Annotated in this window: 17 protein-coding genes and 5 tRNA genes; 18 read left to right on the plus strand and 4 right to left on the minus strand. The window is 50.9% G+C overall.

Annotated features, from left to right (window positions below):
* Window positions 1–135 precede the first annotated feature (135 nt).
* From ACFFJP_RS04840 to kdsA, 3 genes are all read left to right on the plus strand, one after another.
* Window positions 136–1,689 carry a DUF3369 domain-containing protein gene (locus tag ACFFJP_RS04840; protein ID WP_377241041.1) on the plus strand — a complete coding sequence of 518 codons (1,554 nt, stop codon included), beginning with the start codon at window positions 136–138 and terminating at the stop codon, window positions 1,687–1,689.
* Window positions 1,690–1,813: 124 nt separating this feature from the next.
* A complete protein-coding gene (locus ACFFJP_RS04845) occupies window positions 1,814–2,224 on the plus strand; it encodes a SirB2 family protein (RefSeq protein ID WP_377241043.1) in 411 nt (136 codons plus the stop codon).
* Between the two features lie 63 nt (window positions 2,225–2,287).
* Window positions 2,288–3,127: a 3-deoxy-8-phosphooctulonate synthase gene (gene kdsA, locus ACFFJP_RS04850; RefSeq protein ID WP_377243367.1), complete on the plus strand. Its 840-nt coding sequence runs from the start codon at window positions 2,288–2,290 to the stop codon at window positions 3,125–3,127.
* Window positions 3,128–3,167: 40 nt separating this feature from the next.
* On the opposite strand, the gene ACFFJP_RS04855 is transcribed toward kdsA, so the two are convergent.
* A complete protein-coding gene (locus ACFFJP_RS04855) occupies window positions 3,168–5,843 on the minus strand; it encodes a hybrid sensor histidine kinase/response regulator (protein ID WP_377241045.1) in 2,676 nt (891 codons plus the stop codon).
* 274 nt (window positions 5,844–6,117) lie between these two features.
* Here ACFFJP_RS04855 and ACFFJP_RS04860 point away from each other — a divergent pair.
* From ACFFJP_RS04860 to gpt, 6 genes are all read left to right on the plus strand, one after another.
* Window positions 6,118–6,193 (plus strand) — tRNA-Phe (locus tag ACFFJP_RS04860).
* A gap of 69 nt (window positions 6,194–6,262) precedes the next feature.
* A tRNA-Thr gene (locus ACFFJP_RS04865) sits at window positions 6,263–6,338 on the plus strand.
* Between the two features lie 15 nt (window positions 6,339–6,353).
* Window positions 6,354–6,429: transfer RNA gene (locus ACFFJP_RS04870), tRNA-Phe, on the plus strand.
* A gap of 323 nt (window positions 6,430–6,752) precedes the next feature.
* The gene (locus tag ACFFJP_RS04875; protein ID WP_377241047.1) at window positions 6,753–7,970 is read left to right on the plus strand and encodes a phosphopentomutase; all 1,218 of its coding nucleotides are present in this window, start codon (window positions 6,753–6,755) and stop codon (window positions 7,968–7,970) included.
* A gap of 20 nt (window positions 7,971–7,990) precedes the next feature.
* Window positions 7,991–8,692 carry a purine-nucleoside phosphorylase gene (gene deoD, locus ACFFJP_RS04880; RefSeq protein WP_377241049.1) on the plus strand — a complete coding sequence of 234 codons (702 nt, stop codon included), beginning with the start codon at window positions 7,991–7,993 and terminating at the stop codon, window positions 8,690–8,692.
* Between the two features lie 15 nt (window positions 8,693–8,707).
* Window positions 8,708–9,184, plus strand: a complete 477-nt coding sequence (gene gpt, locus ACFFJP_RS04885) for a xanthine phosphoribosyltransferase (protein ID WP_377241051.1) — start codon at window positions 8,708–8,710, stop codon at window positions 9,182–9,184.
* Window positions 9,185–9,295: 111 nt separating this feature from the next.
* Here the strand turns inward: gpt and ACFFJP_RS04890 are convergent, their stop codons facing one another.
* Window positions 9,296–10,474 carry an endonuclease/exonuclease/phosphatase family protein gene (locus ACFFJP_RS04890; RefSeq protein WP_377241053.1) on the minus strand — a complete coding sequence of 393 codons (1,179 nt, stop codon included), beginning with the start codon at window positions 10,472–10,474 and terminating at the stop codon, window positions 9,296–9,298.
* Between the two features lie 361 nt (window positions 10,475–10,835).
* Here ACFFJP_RS04890 and ACFFJP_RS04895 point away from each other — a divergent pair, with 361 nt between their 5' ends.
* The 6 genes from ACFFJP_RS04895 (at window position 10,836) to ACFFJP_RS04920 (ending at window position 17,764) form a co-directional block, all read left to right on the plus strand.
* Window positions 10,836–13,997, plus strand: coding sequence for a TonB-dependent receptor (locus ACFFJP_RS04895; protein ID WP_377241055.1), 3,162 nt, complete (start codon window positions 10,836–10,838; stop codon window positions 13,995–13,997).
* A gap of 159 nt (window positions 13,998–14,156) precedes the next feature.
* The gene (gene udk, locus ACFFJP_RS04900) at window positions 14,157–14,789 is read left to right on the plus strand and encodes a uridine kinase (RefSeq protein WP_208930564.1); all 633 of its coding nucleotides are present in this window, start codon (window positions 14,157–14,159) and stop codon (window positions 14,787–14,789) included.
* A 354-nt stretch (window positions 14,790–15,143) separates the two neighbouring features.
* On the plus strand, window positions 15,144–16,358 hold the full coding sequence (locus ACFFJP_RS04905) for a NupC/NupG family nucleoside CNT transporter (RefSeq protein ID WP_377241057.1): 1,215 nt from the start codon (window positions 15,144–15,146) through the stop codon (window positions 16,356–16,358).
* A gap of 15 nt (window positions 16,359–16,373) precedes the next feature.
* Window positions 16,374–17,327 carry an isopenicillin N synthase family dioxygenase gene (locus ACFFJP_RS04910; RefSeq protein ID WP_377241059.1) on the plus strand — a complete coding sequence of 318 codons (954 nt, stop codon included), beginning with the start codon at window positions 16,374–16,376 and terminating at the stop codon, window positions 17,325–17,327.
* 221 nt (window positions 17,328–17,548) lie between these two features.
* A tRNA-Leu gene (locus tag ACFFJP_RS04915) sits at window positions 17,549–17,633 on the plus strand.
* A 46-nt stretch (window positions 17,634–17,679) separates the two neighbouring features.
* Window positions 17,680–17,764: transfer RNA gene (locus ACFFJP_RS04920), tRNA-Leu, on the plus strand.
* A 137-nt stretch (window positions 17,765–17,901) separates the two neighbouring features.
* Here ACFFJP_RS04920 and ACFFJP_RS04925 read toward each other — a convergent pair.
* Window positions 17,902–18,315 carry a hypothetical protein gene (locus ACFFJP_RS04925; RefSeq protein WP_377241061.1) on the minus strand — a complete coding sequence of 138 codons (414 nt, stop codon included), beginning with the start codon at window positions 18,313–18,315 and terminating at the stop codon, window positions 17,902–17,904.
* On the opposite strand from ACFFJP_RS04925, the gene sixA reads away from it, so the two are divergent.
* The 3 genes from sixA (at window position 18,304) to ACFFJP_RS04940 (ending at window position 21,138) form a co-directional block, all read left to right on the plus strand.
* A complete protein-coding gene (gene sixA / locus ACFFJP_RS04930) occupies window positions 18,304–18,792 on the plus strand; it encodes a phosphohistidine phosphatase SixA (protein WP_377241063.1) in 489 nt (162 codons plus the stop codon). The genes ACFFJP_RS04925 and sixA overlap by 12 nt on opposite strands.
* Window positions 18,793–18,974: 182 nt before the next feature.
* Window positions 18,975–20,150, plus strand: coding sequence for a tetratricopeptide repeat protein (locus ACFFJP_RS04935; protein ID WP_377241065.1), 1,176 nt, complete (start codon window positions 18,975–18,977; stop codon window positions 20,148–20,150).
* The gene (locus ACFFJP_RS04940) at window positions 20,128–21,138 is read left to right on the plus strand and encodes a M28 family peptidase (RefSeq protein WP_377241067.1); all 1,011 of its coding nucleotides are present in this window, start codon (window positions 20,128–20,130) and stop codon (window positions 21,136–21,138) included. Before ACFFJP_RS04935 ends, ACFFJP_RS04940 begins: the two co-directional genes overlap by 23 nt.
* Here the strand turns inward: ACFFJP_RS04940 and ACFFJP_RS04945 are convergent.
* A complete protein-coding gene (locus ACFFJP_RS04945; protein WP_377241069.1) occupies window positions 21,117–22,631 on the minus strand; it encodes a cryptochrome/deoxyribodipyrimidine photo-lyase family protein in 1,515 nt (504 codons plus the stop codon). The two genes, ACFFJP_RS04940 and ACFFJP_RS04945, sit on opposite strands and share 22 nt — an antisense overlap.
* Between the last annotated feature and the right edge of the window lies 1 nt (window position 22,632).

Raw genomic sequence — 22,632 nt, forward strand, 5'->3', positions numbered from 1 at the left:
GCTATTTGCAGCAATCTTTTTGACCATCGCTTGATTAGCGCATATAACTACTGCAGTTTATTCTTAAAATAATTAATTCATCTCAATCACTTAAACTACCGGAGTCGAGTGGCTGAAGCTCAAGAGGGAACAAGCGTGGCGAATGATTTTTTATTTGCGGATGAGCCGGAAGAGCAGGCGCCGCAACATAATGGCAGCTGGAAAATTCTGATCGTCGACGATGAGCCGGAAGTGCACGCGGTGACGAAACTGGCGTTGAGTGATTTTTCCTTTCAGGGCAAAAATCTTGAGTTTTTCAGTGCTTATTCCGGTACTGAAGCGAAAAAATTGATCGAAACGCACCACGATGCGGCCATCATCTTGTTGGATGTGGTGATGGAATCAGACGACGCTGGCTTAATTGTGGCGCGTTATATCCGCGAAGAACTGCACAACCACTATGTCCGCATTATTCTGCGGACTGGTCAGCCCGGACAAGCGCCTGAGCGCCAGGTGATCGTCAATTACGACATCAACGACTACAAATCCAAGACTGAACTGACCGCACAAAAACTCTTTACTGTGATTATGTCGAGCCTGCGCTCGTACCGCGATATCTTGTCGATTGATAACAGCCGGCGCGGTTTAGAGAAAATTATCACGGCCTCCGCCGATTTATTTTCGTCGCACTCGATGGAACAGTTTATCGATGGCGTCCTGCAACAACTGACCTCTATCCTGGGCTGTGATGACAATGCGTTATTGGTCACGTCGTCTCTGGTTGCTGGCAATATTCACGAAAATACCGATCCGGATAAGTTGGTGGTATTTGCCGGTCTCGGTGAATTTGAACACCAGGAAGGCCGTGCTGTATCTGATGTACTGGACCATACGCTGATGGATGCTTTCCATCAGGCGCTCAGAAGCCGCAGTATTGTTTATCGCGAAAACTATCTGGTGGCCTACTGCACCAGTAAATTCACCCATGGCTCTTTGTTGTATGTTTCGGGTCTGCCGACTCTGGTCAATGAAACGCAAAAACGGCTGATCGAGCTTTTTTCGCAAAACGTGCAAATTGCTTATGAAAACGTGCAATTACAGCATGAAATTGAAGATACTCAGCGCGAGATCGTTTACCGGCTTAGTGAAGCGGTAGAGCAACGCTCGATTGAAACCGGCAACCATGTCAAACGCGTCGCTTTTATTTGTTATGAGCTGGCAACGGCTTATGGATTACCCGTGGATGAGGCAGAAAAACTGATGTTTGCCTCGCCTTTGCATGATGTCGGCAAAGTAGGTATTCCCGATGGTATTTTGAATAAACCGATGAAACTGGCTGAACACGAGTGGGAAGTAATGAAAACCCATTCCAGTATCGGTTATGAGATCTTAAAAAATTCAAAGCGCGCCATTATTCAGGCCGGCGCGGTGATCGCCCGTGACCATCATGAAAAATGGGATGGCAGTGGTTATCCGGCCGGTAAACGCGGCGAAGAAATTCATGTGTATGGCCGGATCGCGGCAGTCGCTGATGTCTACGACGCGCTGCGGCATCGACGCTGCTATAAATCACCCTGGACCGCAGGCGCAACTTTGGCGCATATGGAAAGTGAAGCAGGGCGCCAATTTGACCCGCGATTGGTGGAGATCCTGAAAACCCGCGTCGATAAAATTGAAGCGATTTTAACTAAGTATCCCGACGAAGAATAAATCTGTATCGCGTATGACAAAGCCACCATCTGGTGGCTTTGTTGCTGATAAGCATGGACGATCAAGCGATGAACATGCAAAATGCGTTTTTCTTCAATTAATCCATAGATTGTGCGTCGTAACCATGCGACTGCTCAGTCAGGTTCCGGAGCATATTGCGATGTATATGGCATTAAAACATACCCACCTGTTATTAGCTGCCCTGAGTGTGTCCCTGTTGTTTATTCGGTTTGTGCTGAGCATGCGTGACTCAGCGTTGTTACAGAAAAAACTGTTCAAAGTGCTGCCGCATGTGATTGACACCTTGTTGTTGTTATCAGCTGCAGGCCTGATGCTGACCATTCAGCAATATCCTTTTGTCACCCCATGGCTGACGGAGAAATTTCTCGGTTTATTGGCTTATATAGCCCTTGGCGTGATGGCGTTAAAAGGCCGGACCAAAGCGCTGCGGGTGTTCGCGTTTTTCGGCGCCCTCGGCTGGTTGGCATTAATGGTGCGCGTAGCAATCACTAAGACGCCGGTATTATTTGGTTAAGTTTGGACTTGTGCCCGGCTGCAACAATCAGCCGTGTTATTGAAGGAGGCCCTTGTGGCGTCAATGAATATTCAGATTGGTAAGCTGGAAGTTGCCAACGACAAACCTTTTGTGTTGTTCGGTGGTATGAACGTGCTGGAGTCGCGTGACATGGCAATGCAGGTGGCAGAGCACTATGTCAGAGTGTGCGAAAAGCTCGGTATTCCTTATGTGTTTAAAGCGTCTTTTGATAAAGCCAACCGCTCGTCAGTGCATTCTTATCGTGGTCCGGGTCTCGAAGAAGGCTTGCGGATTTTTGAAGAGATTAAACGCACATTTAATATTCCGCTGATCACGGACGTACATGAACCCTATCAGGCGGCGCCTGTGGCAGAAGTGGTCGATGTGATCCAGCTGCCGGCATTTCTGGCGCGCCAGACGGATTTGGTCGTAGCTATGGCCAATACAGGTGCGGTAATTAATGTGAAAAAGCCGCAATTTCTGGCTCCGCATGAAATGCGCCATATCATCACCAAGTTCGCCGAAGCCGGCAACGACAAAGTGATCCTGTGCGAGCGTGGTTCTTGTTTTGGCTATAACAATCTGGTCGTTGACATGCTGGGCATGGACGAAATGAAGCAATATGGTCCGGTGATTTTTGACGCGACCCATGCGCTGCAGAAACCGGGCGGTCGCACCGATTCTGCCGATGGCCGTCGCGCACAGGCTGCACAGCTGGCTCGCTCGGGCATGGCCCTAGGTCTTGCCGGTCTGTTTATCGAAGCGCATCCGGATCCAAATCAGGCCAAATGCGATGGTCCTTGCGCGTTGCCACTGGCGAAGCTGGAAGATTATCTGCAACAAATGCAGGCGTTAGATCAATTGGTGAAATCTTTTGCACCATTGGATACTTCCGCCAGTTAACCGATACGCCTTAACCGTGACAAACGCTGCAGCGCACTGCTCAGCGTTTGTAGCGTTCCTGCACATACACCACCACTTGTTGATAACTCTGCTGTAACCGGTCCGCCAATGCGCTCAATTCGGGCCAATAAGGTTGTTCTGCCTGCTGCTCCAGCTGCAATGCCAGTTCTGACAATGCTAAGGCGCCAACACTCTTTGCCATGGACTTTAACTGATGGGCCAGACTGCGACAGACGTCTGCTTGTTGCTGTTGTTGTGCGTCCTGCAGTTGCACCAGTAAATCGGCGGCATGACTAACAAAATAATTCAGATATTGTTGATGTTTCGCCGGATCCGGCCCCAGGAAATTGGCAATAGTGGTAAAACAAATGGGGCTTACTTCTGCAGCGTCCGGTGCCGCCGGCGTGTTTTGTACCGTAGCTGGTTGAGGCTCTGCCGCTTCAGGCGCAGCGAGCGGCAGCCAACGCTGTAGCACGGCATGTAATTTCGCCAATTCGACCGGTTTGGTCAGATAGTCGTCCATACCAACACTCAAACATTTTTGTGCCTCTCCTTTGAGAGCATTGGCGGTTATGGCCACAATGCGGGTAAATACGATGTCTTCGTCATCATACTGTGCGGCTTCCTTGCGGATAGCCTTAGCCAAATCATAGCCGCTCAGATTTGGCATATGCAGGTCAGTCAGCAACAGTGGATAGCGATATTGGCGCCATTTATCGAGGGCGATTTGGCCGTCATCTGCGACTTCAACCCGATAACCGAGCGTTTGCAACTGTTCGACCAAGACCTTTTGATTCATCGGATTATCTTCGGCCAATAACAACAGTGGGGCGTTCACGTCTGTGACGGCCAGGCCGCTATCCAGTGCTTGCGGAAATTGCAGCGCAGGTTTGTTACTCAGTTGGCCCTGAAGTTTTAACAGCGCAGTGGCCAGGCTGCTGCGACACAGTGGATTGAGTTCCAGTACCTCACTGCCGGCTGGCGCGCTGCGCAGCGCTGATTCCGCGGCAACCAACAATAAGGTCGGCAACGGTAGCGACGCTGGTAACTGTTGCAAAGCACTTTCCGGCGACTGACTGCAGTCCAGCACCACCAGGTCTGCGCCATGGTGCGGCGACCACAACTCTGTCAGGCCGACCAGCACCGGCGTTGCACCAAACGACGCCAGGTAACGCTGCAGTAGTTCTTGCTGACCGCTGTCGTCGCTGCAAATCAATACGCGCTGGTTTTGTAGATCTGGTTGTTGGCGCGGGATGGTTTCCTCGGCGTGGCGCATCGGCAACAACACGCTGAATTCGCTACCTTTACCAATCACACTCTGCACTTCGATCCTGCCAAACATCAATTCAGTCAGATGCTGACAAATCGACAGACCAAGGCCGGTGCCACCATACTTGCGCGTAATGGAGCCTTCTGCTTGTAAAAAGGGCTGAAACAACTGATTCAGCTGGCGCGGGGTCATGCCTTTTCCGTTGTCGGTCACCGAGATCCGGATCTGACAAAACTCCAGATTATTGTCGACCAGTTCAGCTCTGATATGCACTTTGCCACGTTGTCCGGGCAAGGTTTCGGTGAATTTAATCGCATTGCCGGTCAGGTTATAAAGGATCTGCCGCAAACGCACCGGATCACCGACCAAGCTTTCCGGTATCGCCGGGTCAACAAAGATGCTGAGCTGCAGCTGGCGCTGCAATGCGACGGTAAACATGACCTGAGCGACAGCCTCAACCACTTCATTTAGCGACAATGGAATATGCTCGATTTCCATTTTGCCGGCTTCGATTTTGGAAAAATCCAAAATGTCATCGAGAATACGTAGCAGCGCAAAGGCGGATTCACGCACAGTATTGGTCAGACGGAACTGATTGCTGTTTAACATGGTATTTCGGAGTAAATCGACTGTCCCGATGATGCCATTCATCGGCGTGCGGATCTCGTGGCTCATTGTGGCGAGAAAGGTGGATTTCGCTTCATTCGCGCGCTCTGCACTGATTTTAGCGCTGGCTAGCGCTTCGGTGCGTTGCAGGATTTTATCATCCAGTTCGTGTTGTAACAGGGCGCAATCCGCTTTCGTTTTTTCCAGTAGCAGTTGTTGTTCACGACAATGTTGTAACAGCAGCTGTAATGGATGTTCCAGCGCCTGCAAACTGCTCGGCGCTGTTAGCATCAGTTCAAACTGCTGCCTGCCCACACAAAGCAGTAATTGGTCGTTGAGTTGTTGTTGCTGCTGTTGCAGACGACGCTCGAATAAACGCATCGGTACAACCCCTAACAGCAGTAGCACGCCTGCGCCTGCCGCTGCGAACAAGAACCAGAGCCGCCAGTCGCTCTGTAGCGGCTGTGCGACCAGAATCATTTCCCCTTGCGGTATTGATTGACGTGCCAGCAGCAATTCTGCAGCGAGTGTTTCAGGCTGCAGCGGATTAAAACCCGCGAGTCCGGGTGTGTGCGCCAGCACCTTTTGGTTGGGCCCGAGCAGGTACAAGGCTTGTTGTTGCTCGCCAGCCAACAAGTCCGACAGCTGCTGATTTGCTTGTTCCAGCGGCATGGCAGCAATATTGGCCGGCACCAGCTGACTCACTAATTGCAACTGATGCTGCAATTGCATCTGTTGTCCATTATCGTGCTGATGTTGTTGATACCAGGAATGGCACCAAAGCGCACTGAACAATAAACAACTACTGACAGCTAATAGCCAGACGATAAACAGCGGCATTTTAAAGCTCGATTGCGGCATACGGATGTGTACGAATAAGTGGAAGTCCTTTCATTTTAATCAGTTTTTTCTAATTATCTGAGAACTTTCAGAAAATTTGCGACTAACGCGTGTGTGGTGAAAGTTCAGTCGTGCCGGTTTTCACCGTTACTTCCGAAAATATGCTGATAGTTTCAGCAGAATCGCCTGATTTGTTCAATCCATAAGCGGTCAGCAGGTTCAGGCCAAAAAAAAGTTGACTTGATCCGGCAAAATCCGTTTAATACCCCCCGTTGCCCAGATAGCTCAGTCGGTAGAGCAGCGGATTGAAAATCCGCGTGTCGGTGGTTCGATTCCGCCTCTGGGCACCACTAATTTTTAGTGTCTTGATTTTCCTCATCAATTCGCTACACAAGCAACAACAGTTTCGCTTGATATATGCCGCTTTAGCTCAGTTGGTAGAGCAACTGACTTGTAATCAGTAGGTCATCCGTTCGACTCGGATAAGCGGCACCATTCAAGGCCAGTTTTGCCCAGATAGCTCAGTCGGTAGAGCAGCGGATTGAAAATCCGCGTGTCGGTGGTTCGATTCCGCCTCTGGGCACCAAAACAGCAAGCCCCGGACAATGTCCGGGGCTTTTGCTTTCTACTGCAGTCAGATTCTTCTGTGTCTTGCCATAGTGACACAACGTTCTGTTATTAACTCCCGGTTGTCAGCAATCAGTTAAGTAGTTGCTAATTTGTCGCATTCGTTCTAATCTGCGTGCCCCTTTTTGCATTCGCGCTGCAACAGGGGACTGGTTGTGCCATTTTGCTGAAAAAAGCAGCGGTCAGTGCAGACTGAGTTTCAACAGTTTCCGCTTCAGCTATGGTTATCAAATCTGCTGTGAGTCCACTGGCTTGCAGATCAAGCGCTGTAGGGGTCAATCCATGAAAAAAGCTGTGATTCTGGTATTGGACAGTTTTGGTGTCGGCAGTGCGCCGGACGCTGATAAGTTTGGTGATAGCGGAGCCAATACCTTTGCCAGTATTGCTCGTGCTTTTGCCAATCATAAAGGTAGGCAGTTGCAACTGCCAAACTTGGCGAGACTGGGTCTCGTCAAAGCCGCATTTGCGGCTTCTTCTGAAATGGCTTGCGTGACCGACAATGAGCCCGCGGTTGGGGCCTTTGGTTATGCCCGCGAATTGTCCAGCGGCAAAGATACGCCGAGTGGTCATTGGGAAATCGCCGGCGTGCCTGTGTTGTTTGAGTGGGGTTACTTCCTGAATAAACAACACAGCTTTCCGCCGGAACTGATTGACGAATTATGCCGTCGTACCGGCGTGCCCGGCATTCTGGGCAATTGCCATGCGTCTGGCACCGACATTCTGGTGCGCCTCGGTGATGAGCATATCCGTAGTGGAATGCCGATTTGTTATACCTCGGCTGACAGTGTGTTTCAGGTCGCCGCCCACGAAAGCCATTTTGGTTTGGAACGGTTGTATCAGTTCTGTGAAACTGCCCGTCAGTTACTGGATGATTACAATATCGGCCGGGTGATTGCGCGGCCATTTTTAGGTGATGCACCGAACAACTATGCGCGCACCGGTAACCGCCGAGACTATTCCGTGTTGCCACCGGCGCCAACGGTGCTGGACAAGCTGACCGCTGCCGGCGGTACTGTGGTCAGTATCGGTAAAATCGCCGACATCTACGCTCATCAGGGCATCAGTAAAGAGGTGAAGGCCAATGGCCTCGAAGCACTGGTTGACAAAACCATCAGCGAATATCACGCCGCGCCGGATAAAAGCCTGATCTTCACCAATCTGGTGGATTTTGACCAGAACTACGGCCATCGCCGTGATCCGATTGGCTATGGCGAAGCGCTGGAGTATTTCGACAGCCGTCTGCCTGAATTAATGGCCATGCTTGAACCGGATAGCCTGATGCTGCTGACTGCAGATCATGGCTGTGATCCGACCTGGATTGGCACCGAACACACCCGGGAATATGTGCCGGTATTGTGCTACGGCCCGCAGATCAACGCCGGTTCTTTGGGCGAACGTGCCAGCTTCGCCGACATGGGCCAGACCTTTGCTGAGTATTTTGCATTGGATGCGCTGGCGTATGGCCAGTCGTTCCTGACAGAACTCACCCGTACTCATTAAATAATCAGAGAATTAAGTTTATGACCACTCCACATATCCACGCCGCTGCCGGCGCTTTTGCTGAAACAGTACTGATGCCGGGCGACCCGCTGCGCGCTAAACATATCGCCGATACGTTCCTGACCGACGTGCAATGCATTAACACAGTGCGCAATATGTATGGCTTTACCGGTAAATATCAGGGTAAACCAGTCAGCGTGATGGGCTCAGGCATGGGCGTGCCGTCGATGTCAATTTATGCCACTGAGCTGGTGAAATTTTATGGTGTGAAAAATATCATTCGTATTGGTTCTTGCGGCGGTCTGCCGCTGTCGGTCAAAGTGCGTGAAGTTGTTGTCGCGATGGGCGCCAGCACTGATTCTGCCGTGAACCGTAACCGCCTGCAGGGTATGGATTTTGCCGCGCTGGCAAGTTATGACCTGCTGGAGCGTGCAGTAGCCGCAGCCCGGGCGAAAAATATCGGTGTGAAAGTCGGCAATGTCTTTACGTCTGATCTGTTCTACAACCCAAGCGACACGCTGTTTGATACGCTGGAAAAATACGGCATTCTCGGCGTGGAAATGGAAGCGGCCGGTTTATACGGCGTCGCTGCTGAGTATGGCATTAACGCGCTTGCAATCATGACGGTCTCTGATCATATCCGTACCGGTGAATCGTTAAGTCCGGAAGAGCGCCAGACCAGCTTTAACGAAATGGTCGAAATCGCCTTAGCACTGGTATAACGGGAGTCAGCTGACATGTCTTTATCCGGCAATAAGAACTTTTATGTGTCCTGGGAAGCGTTCCACCGCGCGACCAAGGAACTGGCGAAAATGTGCCTGCACGGTAATTTTGATAGTATTGTCGCAGTCAGCCGCGGCGGTCTGGTGCCGGCAACGATCATCGCGCGCGAACTGAATATCCGGGTGCTGGATACTATTTGTGTCTCCAGTTATGACCATGATCAACAACGTTCGTTACAGGTGCTGAAAGATGCCACGCTGCCTGACTCAGAGCGGCTGTTGGTGATTGACGATCTGGTGGATACCGGTGAAACCGCCCGTGCACTGCGTGAACGGTTTCCTAAAGCTTGTTTTGCCACTGTTTATGCCAAACCACAAGGCAAAGCACTGGTCGACAAATATGTCACCGACATTGAGCAAGACACCTGGATCCACTTGCCTTGGGATATGGAGCTGGCCTACAGCGCGCCACTGGCAGAGCAGTCACGTTAAGTGATTGTTTTATAGATAAAAAGCAGCCGATGGCTGCTTTTTTTATGTCTATGGCCGGACGGTACAGCGGCACTGCCGCAGCAATTGCCGCTGTTGATCAGCTAAAAAGACTTATTTCTTTTCGCCGGTGAGACTGAGCTTGACCCAAACTAGCCGGTGATCTGAGCTGGCGCCGCGGCTGGCGACCGCATCAAACAAGGCTTCGCCTTTAACCGGCCAGAACACACCACTGCTGTGCACCGTTACGCCTTGCTTTGACGGCAACACATAGTCAGCGCGCATCCGCCAGCCGGCGGTGTGGAATTTCGCCAGCGGGTTATCCGGGCTGTGCGCAGCGCCACCAGCGCTTTGCGGCACAGGTTCATGCTGGATTTTTGGATGATTCACCAGCGCCTGAATCGCGTCACGATGCGCATCGCCTTCATCCGGTGACGAGTTCTGATCACCCATGACCACAAAAGGTGCATCGGCCTGATAACCACCGCGGCCAGCTTTATCGTCATAGATGTAGTCGGCGTTGCCGGACAAATAATCGACCCAGAATTTGACTTCGTCATGGTTACGATGGCCATTGCGGTTTTCCGCGCCATCAAACACGGGGGGGGTCGGGTGGCTAATTAACAAATGCAGCGGTTTGCCATCGACATTGACCGGTAAATCCCAGTGCGATTTACTCGATAACGGCATGTTGGCCCAGGCATCTGGACTGAACCATGGGCTGCCATCGGCTTTTTTCGTTGTTTTGTGCCCTGGCATATCCTTCCATTTAAAATGCTGAAAAGTACGCGCTTTTTCGGCATCAATTGGGAAACGTGATAGCACCAGCATGCCATATTGGCCCGGATAGTGGCCAAATCCCCAGGCATCTTCGGCGCCTGCGGCTTTGCCATCATTGTTTAAATCAAAACCACTCGGCTGACCGGTATTGACGGTTTGATAATAAAAGTAGGGGTATTGCAGCGGTTGACCGCCGTGTTGTGGTTTTTGCAGATACTGCTGAATGAATTGCTTGACGCCCTGCGCCGGATCTTCGATATAGTCGAATTCATTTAATAGCAGAATATCGGGGCGTACTTGCTGCAAAATAGCCGCGATATTGCGGATTTGCGCATTATGGCCGCTGGCCAGTTCGCGGGCCAGCACTTGCGGGCCCAGCGGGCTGCCTTTGGCGACGTAATTTTCGGACTCCATGCTGACATTAAAGGTGGCAATGGTCAGTTCAGTAGCATGCACGTGCAGACCTCCGCAAAGCCCCAGTCCGGCCAACAGGCTTGTGATCAGTGATTTCATTGATAAAAATCCGGCAGAAAAAGACCAGTCTAGCCTACCCAGATTTGTAACGATATCCCAGAAGTTTCGAATTTAGATGGCTGGATAGCCGAAAATGTCAACAAAATACAGCGAAAATTTAAACAAACTTATTTAGGCTGCCTGCATATTTCTGGTCTGATATGTTACACTCGCATGACATCAGGCGTCTTGACTGCAGATGTGCGGATAAGTTCCGCGAGCTGATATTAATATTTCATCAGCAAGTGCTTGTGTAAGAAAAACGTAATGTTACTGCGTTAAGCTTGCCACCCAAATTGGACACACAGTTTGGTTTTATTCAGGGTTTGACAATACCTACAACTACCAGGTGAAAAACGATATGAAAATCAGACATATTGCTATGGCCGTTGCCGTAGCCTTAGGTTCTAGCTATGCCATCGCTGATACTTCTTCAGCAATCCGCGGTCGTATTTCGAATCCTCAAGGCGAAGCCGCTGCAGGAACCAAAGTTATCATTCTGCACGTGCCTTCAGGCACCAGCCGCACTGTTGTTACCAACGAATCCGGCAGCTTTGTAGCTTCTGGTCTGCGTGTTGGTGGTCCATACAAAGTTATCGTTGATTCAGATACTTACAACGACGAAACCGTCAACGACGTATTTTTACAACTGGGTGACACCTATCAGTTAAACCGCCAACTGCAATCTGCTGCAGTAGAGCGCATCGCGGTAACAGGTTCTGCGATTGCAACTGTGGTTGCAACGGGCAGCTCCAGCTATTTCAGCGCCAAAGAAATTGAAAACGCGCCAAGCTTAAACAATGATTTAAAAGATATCGTTAAAAACAACCCGTTAGCAGTGTTGTCACCAAAAGACGGCGAGCTGAGCGTGGCAGGGACTAACCCACGTTTTAACAGTATCAGCGTCGATGGTATCTCTCAGAACGACGATTTCGGTCTGAATGCCAACGGTTACCCAACGACCCGTACACCAATTTCTTTTGATGCTATCGATCAGGTCACTGTCGATGTATCGCCATTTAATGCCAAAGCTGGTGGTTTCCAGGGCGGTAATATCAACGCCGTCACCAAGTCTGGTGCTAACGACACATTCGGTTCACTGCGTTATGAAATCAAAAACGACAGTCTGGCCGGTACACCAGAAAACCAATTCGCTGCCACTCCAACCAATCCAAAAGGTGAAGTGCCACTGAATTTTGAAAACAAAAACTGGGCTGCCACATTAGGTGGTGCAGTGGTTGAAGACAAACTGTTCTACTTCGTTGCTGCTGAGCAATATGATGCAACGCCTCCGCTGGAGTGGGGCCCGGTCGGTTCTGGTCTGTCAAACGCTGCATTGGTCAGCCAGGCAGATTTGGACCAGATCATGCAGATCGCCAAAAACGTCTACGGTGTTGACGCCGGTGACTGGAATGTGAACCCGGAAGAAACAGATGAAAAGTTACTGGTCAAATTAGACTGGAACATTTCTGATATTCACCGTGCGGCTTACACCTATCAGTACAACAAAGGTAACCAGACGCAAAATAACCAGTCAACCACGACGCGGATGCGTTTGTCGTCTAACTGGTACAACAAAGAAGAAACACTGAACAACCACGCACTGAAACTGTATTCAGACTGGACTTCAGAGTTCTCAACCCAGTTAAGCGCTACTTATATGGACGTTGCTACTGTTCAAGCGTCACTGGGCAATTACGGCGAAGCCATTATCAACGTGCCACGTGTAGGTGGTACTGCGACTCAGACGACTTCAGTCAATATCGGCAGCGATGTTAGCCGTCATTCAAATGACCTGAAAAAGAAAACCTGGATTATCGCCGCTGACGGTGAGTATCTGATGGACGAGCACCGTTTGTCTTTCGGTTACCAGATGAAACGCCTGGACATTTTTAACTTGTTCCTGCAACGCACTAAAGGTGAGTACACCTTCAGCAGCATCGCGAACTTCCAGAACCGTTTAGCACAATCAGTGCGTTACCAGAACTCTGTGACACACAACCCAGATGATATCGCTGCGAGCTTCGTGCGTGACGAACATGCGCTGTACGCACAGGATGAGTGGGCTGTTACTGACGAATTCACGTTAAACTATGGTCTGCGTTATGAGCGTTTAGGTTCGAATGACAAGTCAACCTATAACAAGTTCTCTGAAGCTCGCACTGGTCTGCGTAACGACGAGAACCTGGACGGTGTGGATATCTTCTTACCACGTGTTGGTTTCAGCTACCTGATGACCGAAGATCTGACCGTTCGCGGTGGTGTTGGTCGTTTCTCTGGTGGCCAACCAACAGTTTGGGTGTCTAACAGCTATTCAAACCCAGGTATCGGAACCGGTGACCGTTCACAAAGCAACGTAGCGAACGTTAGCCTGAGCCAAGTACCACAGTCATTAAAAGATGCAGTTGCTGGTGTCACAACAGGTGGTAACACCAACCTGGTTGACCCGAACTTCAACCTGCCTTCTGACTGGCGTGCGCAGTTAGGTGCAGACTATATCTTCAGCCTGCCGCTGATTGGTGATGACATCACCTGGACCACTGAATATCTGTATATCAAGAAAGAAGACAGTGCAGTGTGGAAAGACCTGTCGCTGGCTGACAGCGAAAAAGTGGGTACTACACCAGATGGTCAACGGGTGATTTATAACGACGCGGACGGTGTGGTTGATATCATGCTTACCAATGCGGATGAAGACGGCCGTTCTAAAGTATTCAGCACACAATTAGCGAAAAACTGGGACAGCGGCGTCAGCTTACGCACGTCTTACACCAACATGGACATCACCGAAGGTGCGCCGGCGACCAGTTCTACTGCAGGTTCTAACTTCGGTAACAACGCAGTCATCAACCGCAACGACATGCTGATTGGCCGTGGCGCGTTCGAAACTGAACACCGCTTCGTGGTGAATCTGGGTTATGAAACTGAGTTTTTCGCCAACTATGCGACCAACTTCAACCTGTTCTTCGAACGTAAATCAGGCAAGCCTATTACTTATGTATTGGGTGTAACTGAATTCAACAGCACGAACAAAGCAGCGAACCCGTACTTGCAGTTAAGCCCGGGCACAACTAACAACTACTTCCTGCCGTTTATCCCGAAAAAGGGTGATACCAGCGTAGTAACTTTTGCTGATGCAGCCTCTGAAACAGCGTTCTGGAACACGGTCACTGCTTTAGGCCTGGACAAATACCAGGGGCAATACCTGCCAAAAGGCGCGAATACTACGCCTTGGGTAACGACACTGGACTTGTCTGTACGTCAGGAAATCCCTGGTTTTGCCGAAGGTCATAAAGGGTCTGTTTACTTCACAGTCGACAACCTGCTGAACCTGATCGACAAAGATAAAGGCAAAGTATACGGTGATGACTTTGGTGATTTGACGTTGTCTAACTTTGTGTTGAATCAAACCAACAACAAGTACGTTTACAGCAACGTGACTAGCAACACCCGTAACTGGGACAAGTTCTATACTGAAGAATCAACCTGGCGCATCAAAGTAGGCGTCAGCTACAAGTTCTAAATTGAACTGTTGTTGATTGAAAAAACGCCGGCTTGTGCCGGCGTTTTTGTTTTATCTGCCGCCGACTGGCTGACAGATACATTTTCCCGCTTCTGGCAGTTTCTAATCCGGCCGGAATTGGCGATAATTAGCGAACTATCTTAAAAGAAGAACAACATCGTGGCCAAACCTACCATCATTGCTATCGCCGGCGCTTCAGCGTCTGGCAAAAGTTTATTTGCTTCCACCGTCTATCAGGAATTGGTGGCAGAATTTGGCGGAGAACGCATCTCCGTGTTAGCAGAGGATGCTTATTATCGTAATCAGGATCATCTGTCGATGGATCAGCGCGTGCTGACCAACTATGACCATCCTGCAGCTTTTGAACACGAATTGCTGGCGCAGCATTTACAGCAGCTACGCGACGGCAGTGCGGTGGAAATGCCGCAATATTGTTATAAAACTCATACCCGTAAAACCGAGACGATTAAAGTGCAACCAGCCAAAGTGGTGCTGGTCGAAGGCATTTTACTGCTGACTGATGCGCGTTTACGTGAGCAGTTTAATATCACGGTATTTATGGATACACCGCTGGATATCTGTTTATTGCGCCGGATTAAACGCGACGTAGAAGACCGCGGCCGCACTATCAGTTCAATCACCGAGCAATACGAAAACTACGTGCGGCCGGCATTTTTTGAGTTTATCGCGCCGTCAAAGCAATATGCCGACATCGTGGTGACCCGCGGTGGTAAAAACCAGATTGCGATTGATATTCTGAAAACAAAAATCCGCGCCTTGCTTGCCAATTAAGCGAGCGTCACATAGTAAGTAAATCCCGCTAAGGCGGGATTTGTTGTTTTTAGTGATTGTCGTTGATTATCTTTGAACTGGTAGCGAAAAAGCAGGGATATTCTGTCTTTTATTTGTTTGCATTGCTGTTAAATTAGTCTCTTTTCAACTGCAAGTATTCTGCTATATAATCGACCGGCAAAACTTCAAGTTCAGACAACCCCATAAGAGCAATTCCAAGCCCGAGCACTCAGCTTCGGCTCCCGCTTTGAAACTGTAACTACTTGATCTTTTGATGCTATCCTAGGATTTCAGCATCACAAGAACAATAATTCCGCAGTGCTGTAGCGGACCTAAAATCCAAGGAAAATCAATATGATGAGTTTAGTTGGCATCGCTGCCATCTTATTAATCGCTTATCTTTGCTCAGCGCACCGCCATGCCATTAAATGGCGTACTGTCGGCGGCGCTTTTGCAATTCAGCTGGCGATTGGCGCTTTTGTGTTATACGTTCCGGCCGGTAAAGACGTGCTGATCAGTGTGTCAGATGCAGTCGGCTCTGTGATTGGTTATGCCAACCAGGGCATTTTATTTTTATTCGGTGACGCCGGTGCGAAAAAATATGGCTTTGTCTTCGCCATTCACGTACTGACCGTCATTATTTTCTTTTCATCATTAATTGCTGTGCTGTATCACATCGGCGTGATGAAAGTGGTTATTGGTGTGATCGGCGGCGGCCTGCAGAAACTGCTTGGCACCAGCCGGCCGGAATCGATGAGCGCGGCAGCGAATATTTTTGTTGGTCAAACCGAAGCGCCATTAGTGGTGCGGCCATTTATTCCAACGATGACTCGCTCTGAGTTGTTTGCGGTGATGGTAGGGGGCCTGGCTTCTGTTGCCGGCTCAGTGCTGGCCGGTTACGCCGGTATGGGCGTAGAACTAAAGTATTTAATTGCGGCCAGTTTCATGGCGGCGCCAGGTGGTTTGTTGATGGCAAAACTGTTGTTGCCGGAAACGGACACGCCAAAAAATGATTTAACTGAAATCAGTTCAAACGAAAGCAATACCAACGTGATCGACGCTGCCGCATCTGGCGCTGCCAGTGGTTTGCAGTTGGCGCTGAACGTGGGCGCAATGTTACTGGCTTTTGTCGGTCTGATCGCACTGGTCAACGGTATTGTTGGCTGGGTGGGTGGTCTGGCTGGTTTTGAAGGCCTGACATTGCAGCTGATTTTTGGTTATCTGTTCCAGCCACTGGCGTTTATTTTGGGCGTCAACTGGGAAGAAGCACGTCTGGCCGGCAGTTTTATCGGTCAGAAACTGGTGATCAATGAATTTGTCGCTTACGTTGATTTTATGAAGCATGTGCAGGCCGGTGAATTGTCGGCGCATACGCAGATTATTGTCACGATAGCGCTGTGTGGCTTTGCGAATTTCTCGTCGATTGCCATTTTGCTGGGTGGTCTTGGCAGCATGGCGCCAAGTCGGCGCAGTGATATCGCAGAGCTGGGTTTAAAAGCACTGTTTGCCGCAACATTAGCGAACCTGATGAGTGCGGCAATCGCAGGCTTTTTCTTCTCGTTAAGTTAAAAACAGGTCGATATTATGACTCAACAACAAGTCCCTACGTTGGACATCAGACGGTTTGCCACCGACAAAGACGCCTTTGTTGCCGAAATTGGCAAAGCCTACACTGAGTTTGGATTCTGTGGCATTAGTGGCCATGGCATTGCAGACGAAGTGGTTGGGGAAACCTACAAAGCAATTAAACAATTTTTTGCTTTACCGACTGAAGTAAAACAGCAGTACCATGTGCCGGGTCAAGGCGGCGCGCGGGGCTACACGGGATTTGGCGTTGAGAAAGCCAAAGACAGCAAGCATCCGGATTTAAAAGAGTTCTTCCATGTTGGCCGCGAGCTGAATGGCCCGGCACAACACGAATGCCTGTATCCGAATGTCTGGCCAAGCGAAGTGCCAGAGTTTAAAGCAGCGACATATACGCTGTATCAGGCGCTGGAAAACCTCGGCTGCCAGGTGCTGGAAGCTTTGGCTTTGTTCTTAAAACAAGAACAGAAATACTTTGCTGACAAAGTGGATTACGGTAACTCGATTCTGCGGCCTATCCATTATCCGCCGATCCAGGATACCTCGACGCAAAGTATTCGTGCTGGTCAGCATGAAGATATTAACCTCATCACTTTGTTGGTAGGTTCGCACGAATCAGGGCTGGAAATTTTACGTCGCGACGGCAGCTGGCTGCCGGTAACGACCATTCCGGGCACTATCGTGGTGAATATCGGCGATATGCTGCAACGCCTGACCAACCATGTGCTGCCGTCAACGACGCATCGCGTGGTGAATCCGGCCGGTGCTGCTGCAGGTCAGCCACGCTATTCCATTCCGTTTTTCATGCACCCGAATCCGGACTTTGTCATTGAAACGCTGAGTTCTTGCGTCAGTGCTGAGAATCCGGACCGCTATCCGCAGCCGATTAATTCCAACGACTATTTATTACAACGTCTGGAAGAAATTGGTCTGCTGAAAAAAGCGAAGTACTGATCTTTGCCTTGACCTAAAAAACGGAGCCTCAAGCTCCGTTTTTTTTATGCCGGTAAAACCAAGATGCCGATAATAAAAAACGGTAAATCTGGCGGGACTGGCGCAGATTCCTGCAGGTTGCTGATGATTTGCGCAATCAAACTGCTTTTGCCAGATTTTTTGCATTCAGCAGTTGACGACTTTGTCACTGGCGCATAATATGCACGGCGTCGGCGGCATATGCCTCGGTGGTGGAATTGGTAGACACACTAGCTTCAGGTGTTAGCGCTTCGCGGCGTGGGGGTTCGAGTCCCCCCCTAGGCACCAAAGTCGCAGACAAATAAAGTCGTATTGCAAAATACGCAGAACACATGCCTCGGTGGTGGAATTGGTAGACACACTAGCTTCAGGTGTTAGCGCTTCGCGGCGTGGGGGTTCGAGTCCCCCCCTAGGCACCAAATAATCCAGCTTAATGCTGGATTTTTTGCATTTTACATCCCTGTAAAATGTCACTACGTGACCCTCCGGCCTTCGCCAGAGGCTCAGGCGTTAAACCGGCAGCAAGCCAAACTATTGGCTTGCTGAAAGACCGGTTTCACCCCATGGCGGTCCAAAAAACGGTAGGATTGCCGTTTTGCACAGCATTAGCTGCCGTCAGGCGAGCGACACGGATGTTGCGAGTGAATAACGTTCCGGACGTTTTTGTGTTTTTTGGCATTCGCAAAAAATCCCTGCGGGACCGGCGTTCCGCCGTCCACAAAACGGTAGGATTGCCGTTTTGCACAGCTTTAGCTGCCGTCAGGCGAGCGACATGGATGTTGCGAGTGAAATCGCTCCATGCGATTTTTTGTATTTTACAGCCCTGTAAAATGCCATTTCGCAACCAGCCTGCGCCAGAGGCCCAGATGTTCAACCGGAATTTCGTCCAGTTACTTTCTGTCTTGTTGTTGTCATCTGGATCGCTGACACTGGTGGCTGACTTGTACCCGGAGTGATTATGTCGGTTCAAACCATTTACCTGTTACGTCATACCAAAGCAGAAGACCGATCTGTGTTGCGGCCCGATGTTGATCGGTGTCTGGTGGAGAAAGGGCGGCAGCAGGCGTTGCGGATTGGCAACTTTATCCGCCGTCAGCAATTACAGCCGGATCTAGTATTGACCAGCCCGTATCCCAGAGCCTTGCAAACGGCGATGTTGGTGTCTGCCAGTGCCGATTTGCTCACCGAAGTCCAGGAAGCTTTGTGGCTGTCGCATGGTACCGCCGCGGAAACACAGCTGGCGCAAATCGAACAGGCGCGGGCAGACTGGCCGGCTCGATTGCTCTTAGTTGGGCATGAGCCTGAGTTATCCCAGTTGCTGGCACTGATGCTTGGCAGCAGTGCACATCAATTGTCGATTAAAAAGGGGACGTTGGTGGCGGTGCAATACGACGCGCAGGCTGGCTGGCGTTTATTATGGTCGTTACCTTGTCAGCTGATGCGTTGAATAATCATTCGTCTGCGTTACGTTAAGTTGCCAGAATTTGCCAGTGCTGTTGTCGTCTTTTTGTCCCTTCTACGCCCTGCTGGTCACAAATATTTGACATGACTGGGTCACAAAGCACTAAGCTGAGATATTGCTTGCCTGAATTTCACAGGCGACAACTTCAGCTGTGGTGGAGGTGTGTGATGTGGCGAATAGTACTGATGCTGCTGGTGGCAGCACTCACCGGCTGTCAACAGACGCCGGCGAATCAAATGCTGCGTTCTGCTGACGATCTATTACAAAATCAGGCATTTATGCCTGTTGAAACCGCCATCGAAACGCGCGAGCAGATTTTTAAACTCCCAGAAGATTTAGTTTTGAAGGCGCGTCAGGAGATATTGGCTTACTCGGACCCACGTGAACGCAGTCTGGCGTTATTAAAGTTTATTTTTCGTGAGCAAACCGACCCACTGCAATACGTCAATAATGCCACACTCACGGCATTAGAAACCTATGAGCAACGTGAGGCCAATTGCCTGTCACTGACCATCTTGTCTTATAGTCTGGCGCGATCGCTGGGTTTTCGCGCGCAGTTCCAGGATGTGCAGATCCCCGAATATTGGATCACCCGCAATGGCACCAGCGTGCTGAATGGTCATGTCAACCTGGTAGTCACGCCACCTTATATGCAAACGCTGACCAAAACCTTTATTTCGGCTTCGCACAATTTCCTGATCGATTTCGAACGGGCTGGTGGCTCGCGCGAGCGCTTGCCGGTGCGGAAAATTAACGAAGCGGATATCGTTGCGCTGTTTTACAACAATAAAGCGGCAGATGCGATGCTGACCCAGCAGTTTGATTTAGCTTATCGTTATTTGCAGGAGGCTGCTGCCGTGGCGCCTACAGTTGCAGCAACCTGGAATAATCTGGCGGTGCTGTATCGCCAGCGCAGTATGCCCGAAGCTGCAGAACTGGCCTATTTACAGAGTCTGGCGCTTGAACCTGATCACCCGAATACCATGGCCAATCTGGCGATTTTATACGATCTGCTGGGCCGTCATGCCGATTCGGTGCAGCTAAGCGATAAAGTGCAGCAAACGCGGCTGCGCAACCCGTATTATTTTGTCATGCAGGGCAATGAAGCGCTGAGCCAGCAGCGGTTTACCGATGCAGAGATCGCTTTTCATCGCAGTATCCGTTTAGAGCCCAAAATGCCAGAGGCGCTGTTTGGCCTGGCTCGTGTGGCTATTCTGCAGCATGACTATGCCGCAGCGACTGGTTATCTGCAGCGCGCAAGGCTGCATGCTGCGCCGGGCGCTGATCGCCGCTTATATGACCATAAGATTGAGATGTTGAATGCTGTGGCGCAAGCTGATTAAACAGCTATTTGTGCGCATCGGCTTGCTGCTGTCGCTTTGCGTCGTCGTACCGTGCGTGGTCGCGCCACTCGCGGCGGCTGCCAACAATAGCGAATATAGCGAAAGGAGTTGGCAGCAGGCCTGGCAGGATCTGCAGCAATTGTCAGCGGACGCTATGGCTGGCCGCGCCACCGGGACTGCCGGCAATGAGGCGGCTCGTTTGTATCTGCAGGCGCGTTTTGCTGAGTTACAACTGCTGACAGCTGGCGACAGTTATTTTCAGCCTTTTGTGTTTAAAGAAGGCTTCAGTCAACGCCAGGGCGTCAACGTGCTGGGTTTGCGGCGTGGCTGTGTGCATCCGGACCGCTATATCGTCGTCACGGCACATTACGATCATCTGAAACCCCGCGGCAAAAAAATCTTTAACGGCGCTGATGACAATGCGTCCGGAGTCGCTGGCTTGCTGTATCTGGCCGCGCAGACACTGACGAAGTGTCCGGCCTATTCGTATTGGTTTCTGGCGACCGATGCCGAGGAGATGGGGCTGGACGGTGCAAAAGCTTTTCTGGCGGCGCCGCCGGTGCCCCGTGCGCAACTGCTGCTGAATATCAATCTGGATATGATTAGCCGCGGCGAAATGAATCAGCGATTGTATCTGGCCGGTAAAAAACAATTACCACAGCTGAAAACGTTCGCTGCCGCCGCAAAAACGCCGTTGAAGTTGACGCTGGCGCATGACGGCCGGCAGTCACGGCTCGGCCGCCACGGCAACGCCGCCGTTGATTGGGCTAACGCTAGTGATCATGCGGTGTTTCGCAAGGCCGGGATGCCATATCTGTATTTTGGTGTTGATGTACATCCGCAATACCATACCCCGCAAGACGACTGGCAACGGATTGATCCGGATTATTTCCGCGCCGCCCTTGAATTGATTGAGCAAAGTCGGGGCTGGGCTGATGCATTACCGCTTGATGAACTGGCTGCGGCTCAGAAATCCAGCGTCAACTGAGGTGCAGGGGCGGCCTTGAGCGGGCGCCGCTGCGGTGGCCGCTTGCGGCTGGCATGACGCTCCCGCACCTCTTCGCGGCCTTGCTGCCAGACTTGTTTGTCATATTGGCTGTGCCACTGTGTCAGCCGGCTGCGGGCTAGTCGGGTCGCCTGAACTAAATCGACGATGGGCAGCGGATAGTCTCGCCCTGGCACCCACTGATATTGTCGTTGCAATGTGGCGGGCAACAACCAGGGCTGGTGCAACCAGTCATTCGGCAGTCGCGCCAGTTCCGGACACCACTGCCTGATAAAATGGCCTTGTGGATCTTTCAGCAGACTTTGTTTCAGCGGGTTATACATCCGGTTCGGATTAATTGACGTGGTGCCAGCCTGCATCTGGATCTGTGGATAGTGAATGCCGGGTTCGTAGTCGGTAAAACAGCGCGCCAGATGCAGGGCCACCGGGCGCCAATCCAGCCAAAGCTGGTAGCAGGCAAAAGACACCAACATGGCGCGGGCGCGAAAATGCAGCCAGCCGGTCGCGATCAGACATCGCATTGCTGCATCGACGAGCGGGTAGCCGGTTTCACCGCGTTGCCAGGCCTGAAACAACGCCGGTTCAAACTGGTCGCGCATCCCCTGATACAGCGGCTGCATCGGAGAAAATTCAATGCGCGGTTCATCTTCCAGTTTTTGCATAAAATGACAATGCCAGCGCAACCGGCTGAAAAAAGCCGCCAGGGCCTGCTGTTGACGCGGATCGGTTTGTTGTTTTATTTGCAGGTAAGTCTGTTGCTGCAATTGACGCAGACTGAGCTGACCGGCGCTCAGATAAGGGCTGAGTCTGGAGCAACTCTGGCCGGCCCGCGCCGCAATCGAAATATCGCGCTGATAATGTTTACCACGAAATTGCCAGAAAGAATCCAGCGTCGGTTGCAATGCCTGCGCTTGCTGTAGCTGCACCACCGGTGGTAATTCGCGGCGTTGCGGCGCCTGCCACAAGGATCCGCACCAAGGCGCAGCGCTCAGAAAGGGCAGCGCCGTCGGAGTAGCGGCGCAAGGACTACGTAAAAACGCATCGGCTTGCTCAAACCATTGATCGCGATGCTGCAGACGGCGTTTGACCGCATGCTGACGATATTGCTGCCATGGCAAACCGAGTTCCCGCAGCAGTTTGCCGACCGCTTCGTCACGTTGATAAGTCCACAGATTACCGGTTTCCTGGTGGCTGACGACTTGCTGTAGCGGGAATTCCCGGCATAGCTCGCGCAGGACCCGCGTCGCTGGCCCGCGCCGAATGAGCAGAGGCTGACCCAGCTGACTGAGCTGCTGATATAAGCCATAGACCGCATCGCGCACAAATTGCCATTGGCGCACAGAAGTGTCTGGTTGCTGCCAATAATCCGGTTCAATGATGTAAAGCGGTAAAACTGCACCCTGTTGCAGCGCACGGACCAACGGTTCATGATCGTCAATCCGCAGATCACGTTTAAACCAGACCAGCGTCAGCATG

Source organism: Rheinheimera tilapiae (assembly GCF_042432165.1).
Taxonomy (GTDB): domain Bacteria; phylum Pseudomonadota; class Gammaproteobacteria; order Enterobacterales; family Alteromonadaceae; genus Pararheinheimera; species Pararheinheimera tilapiae.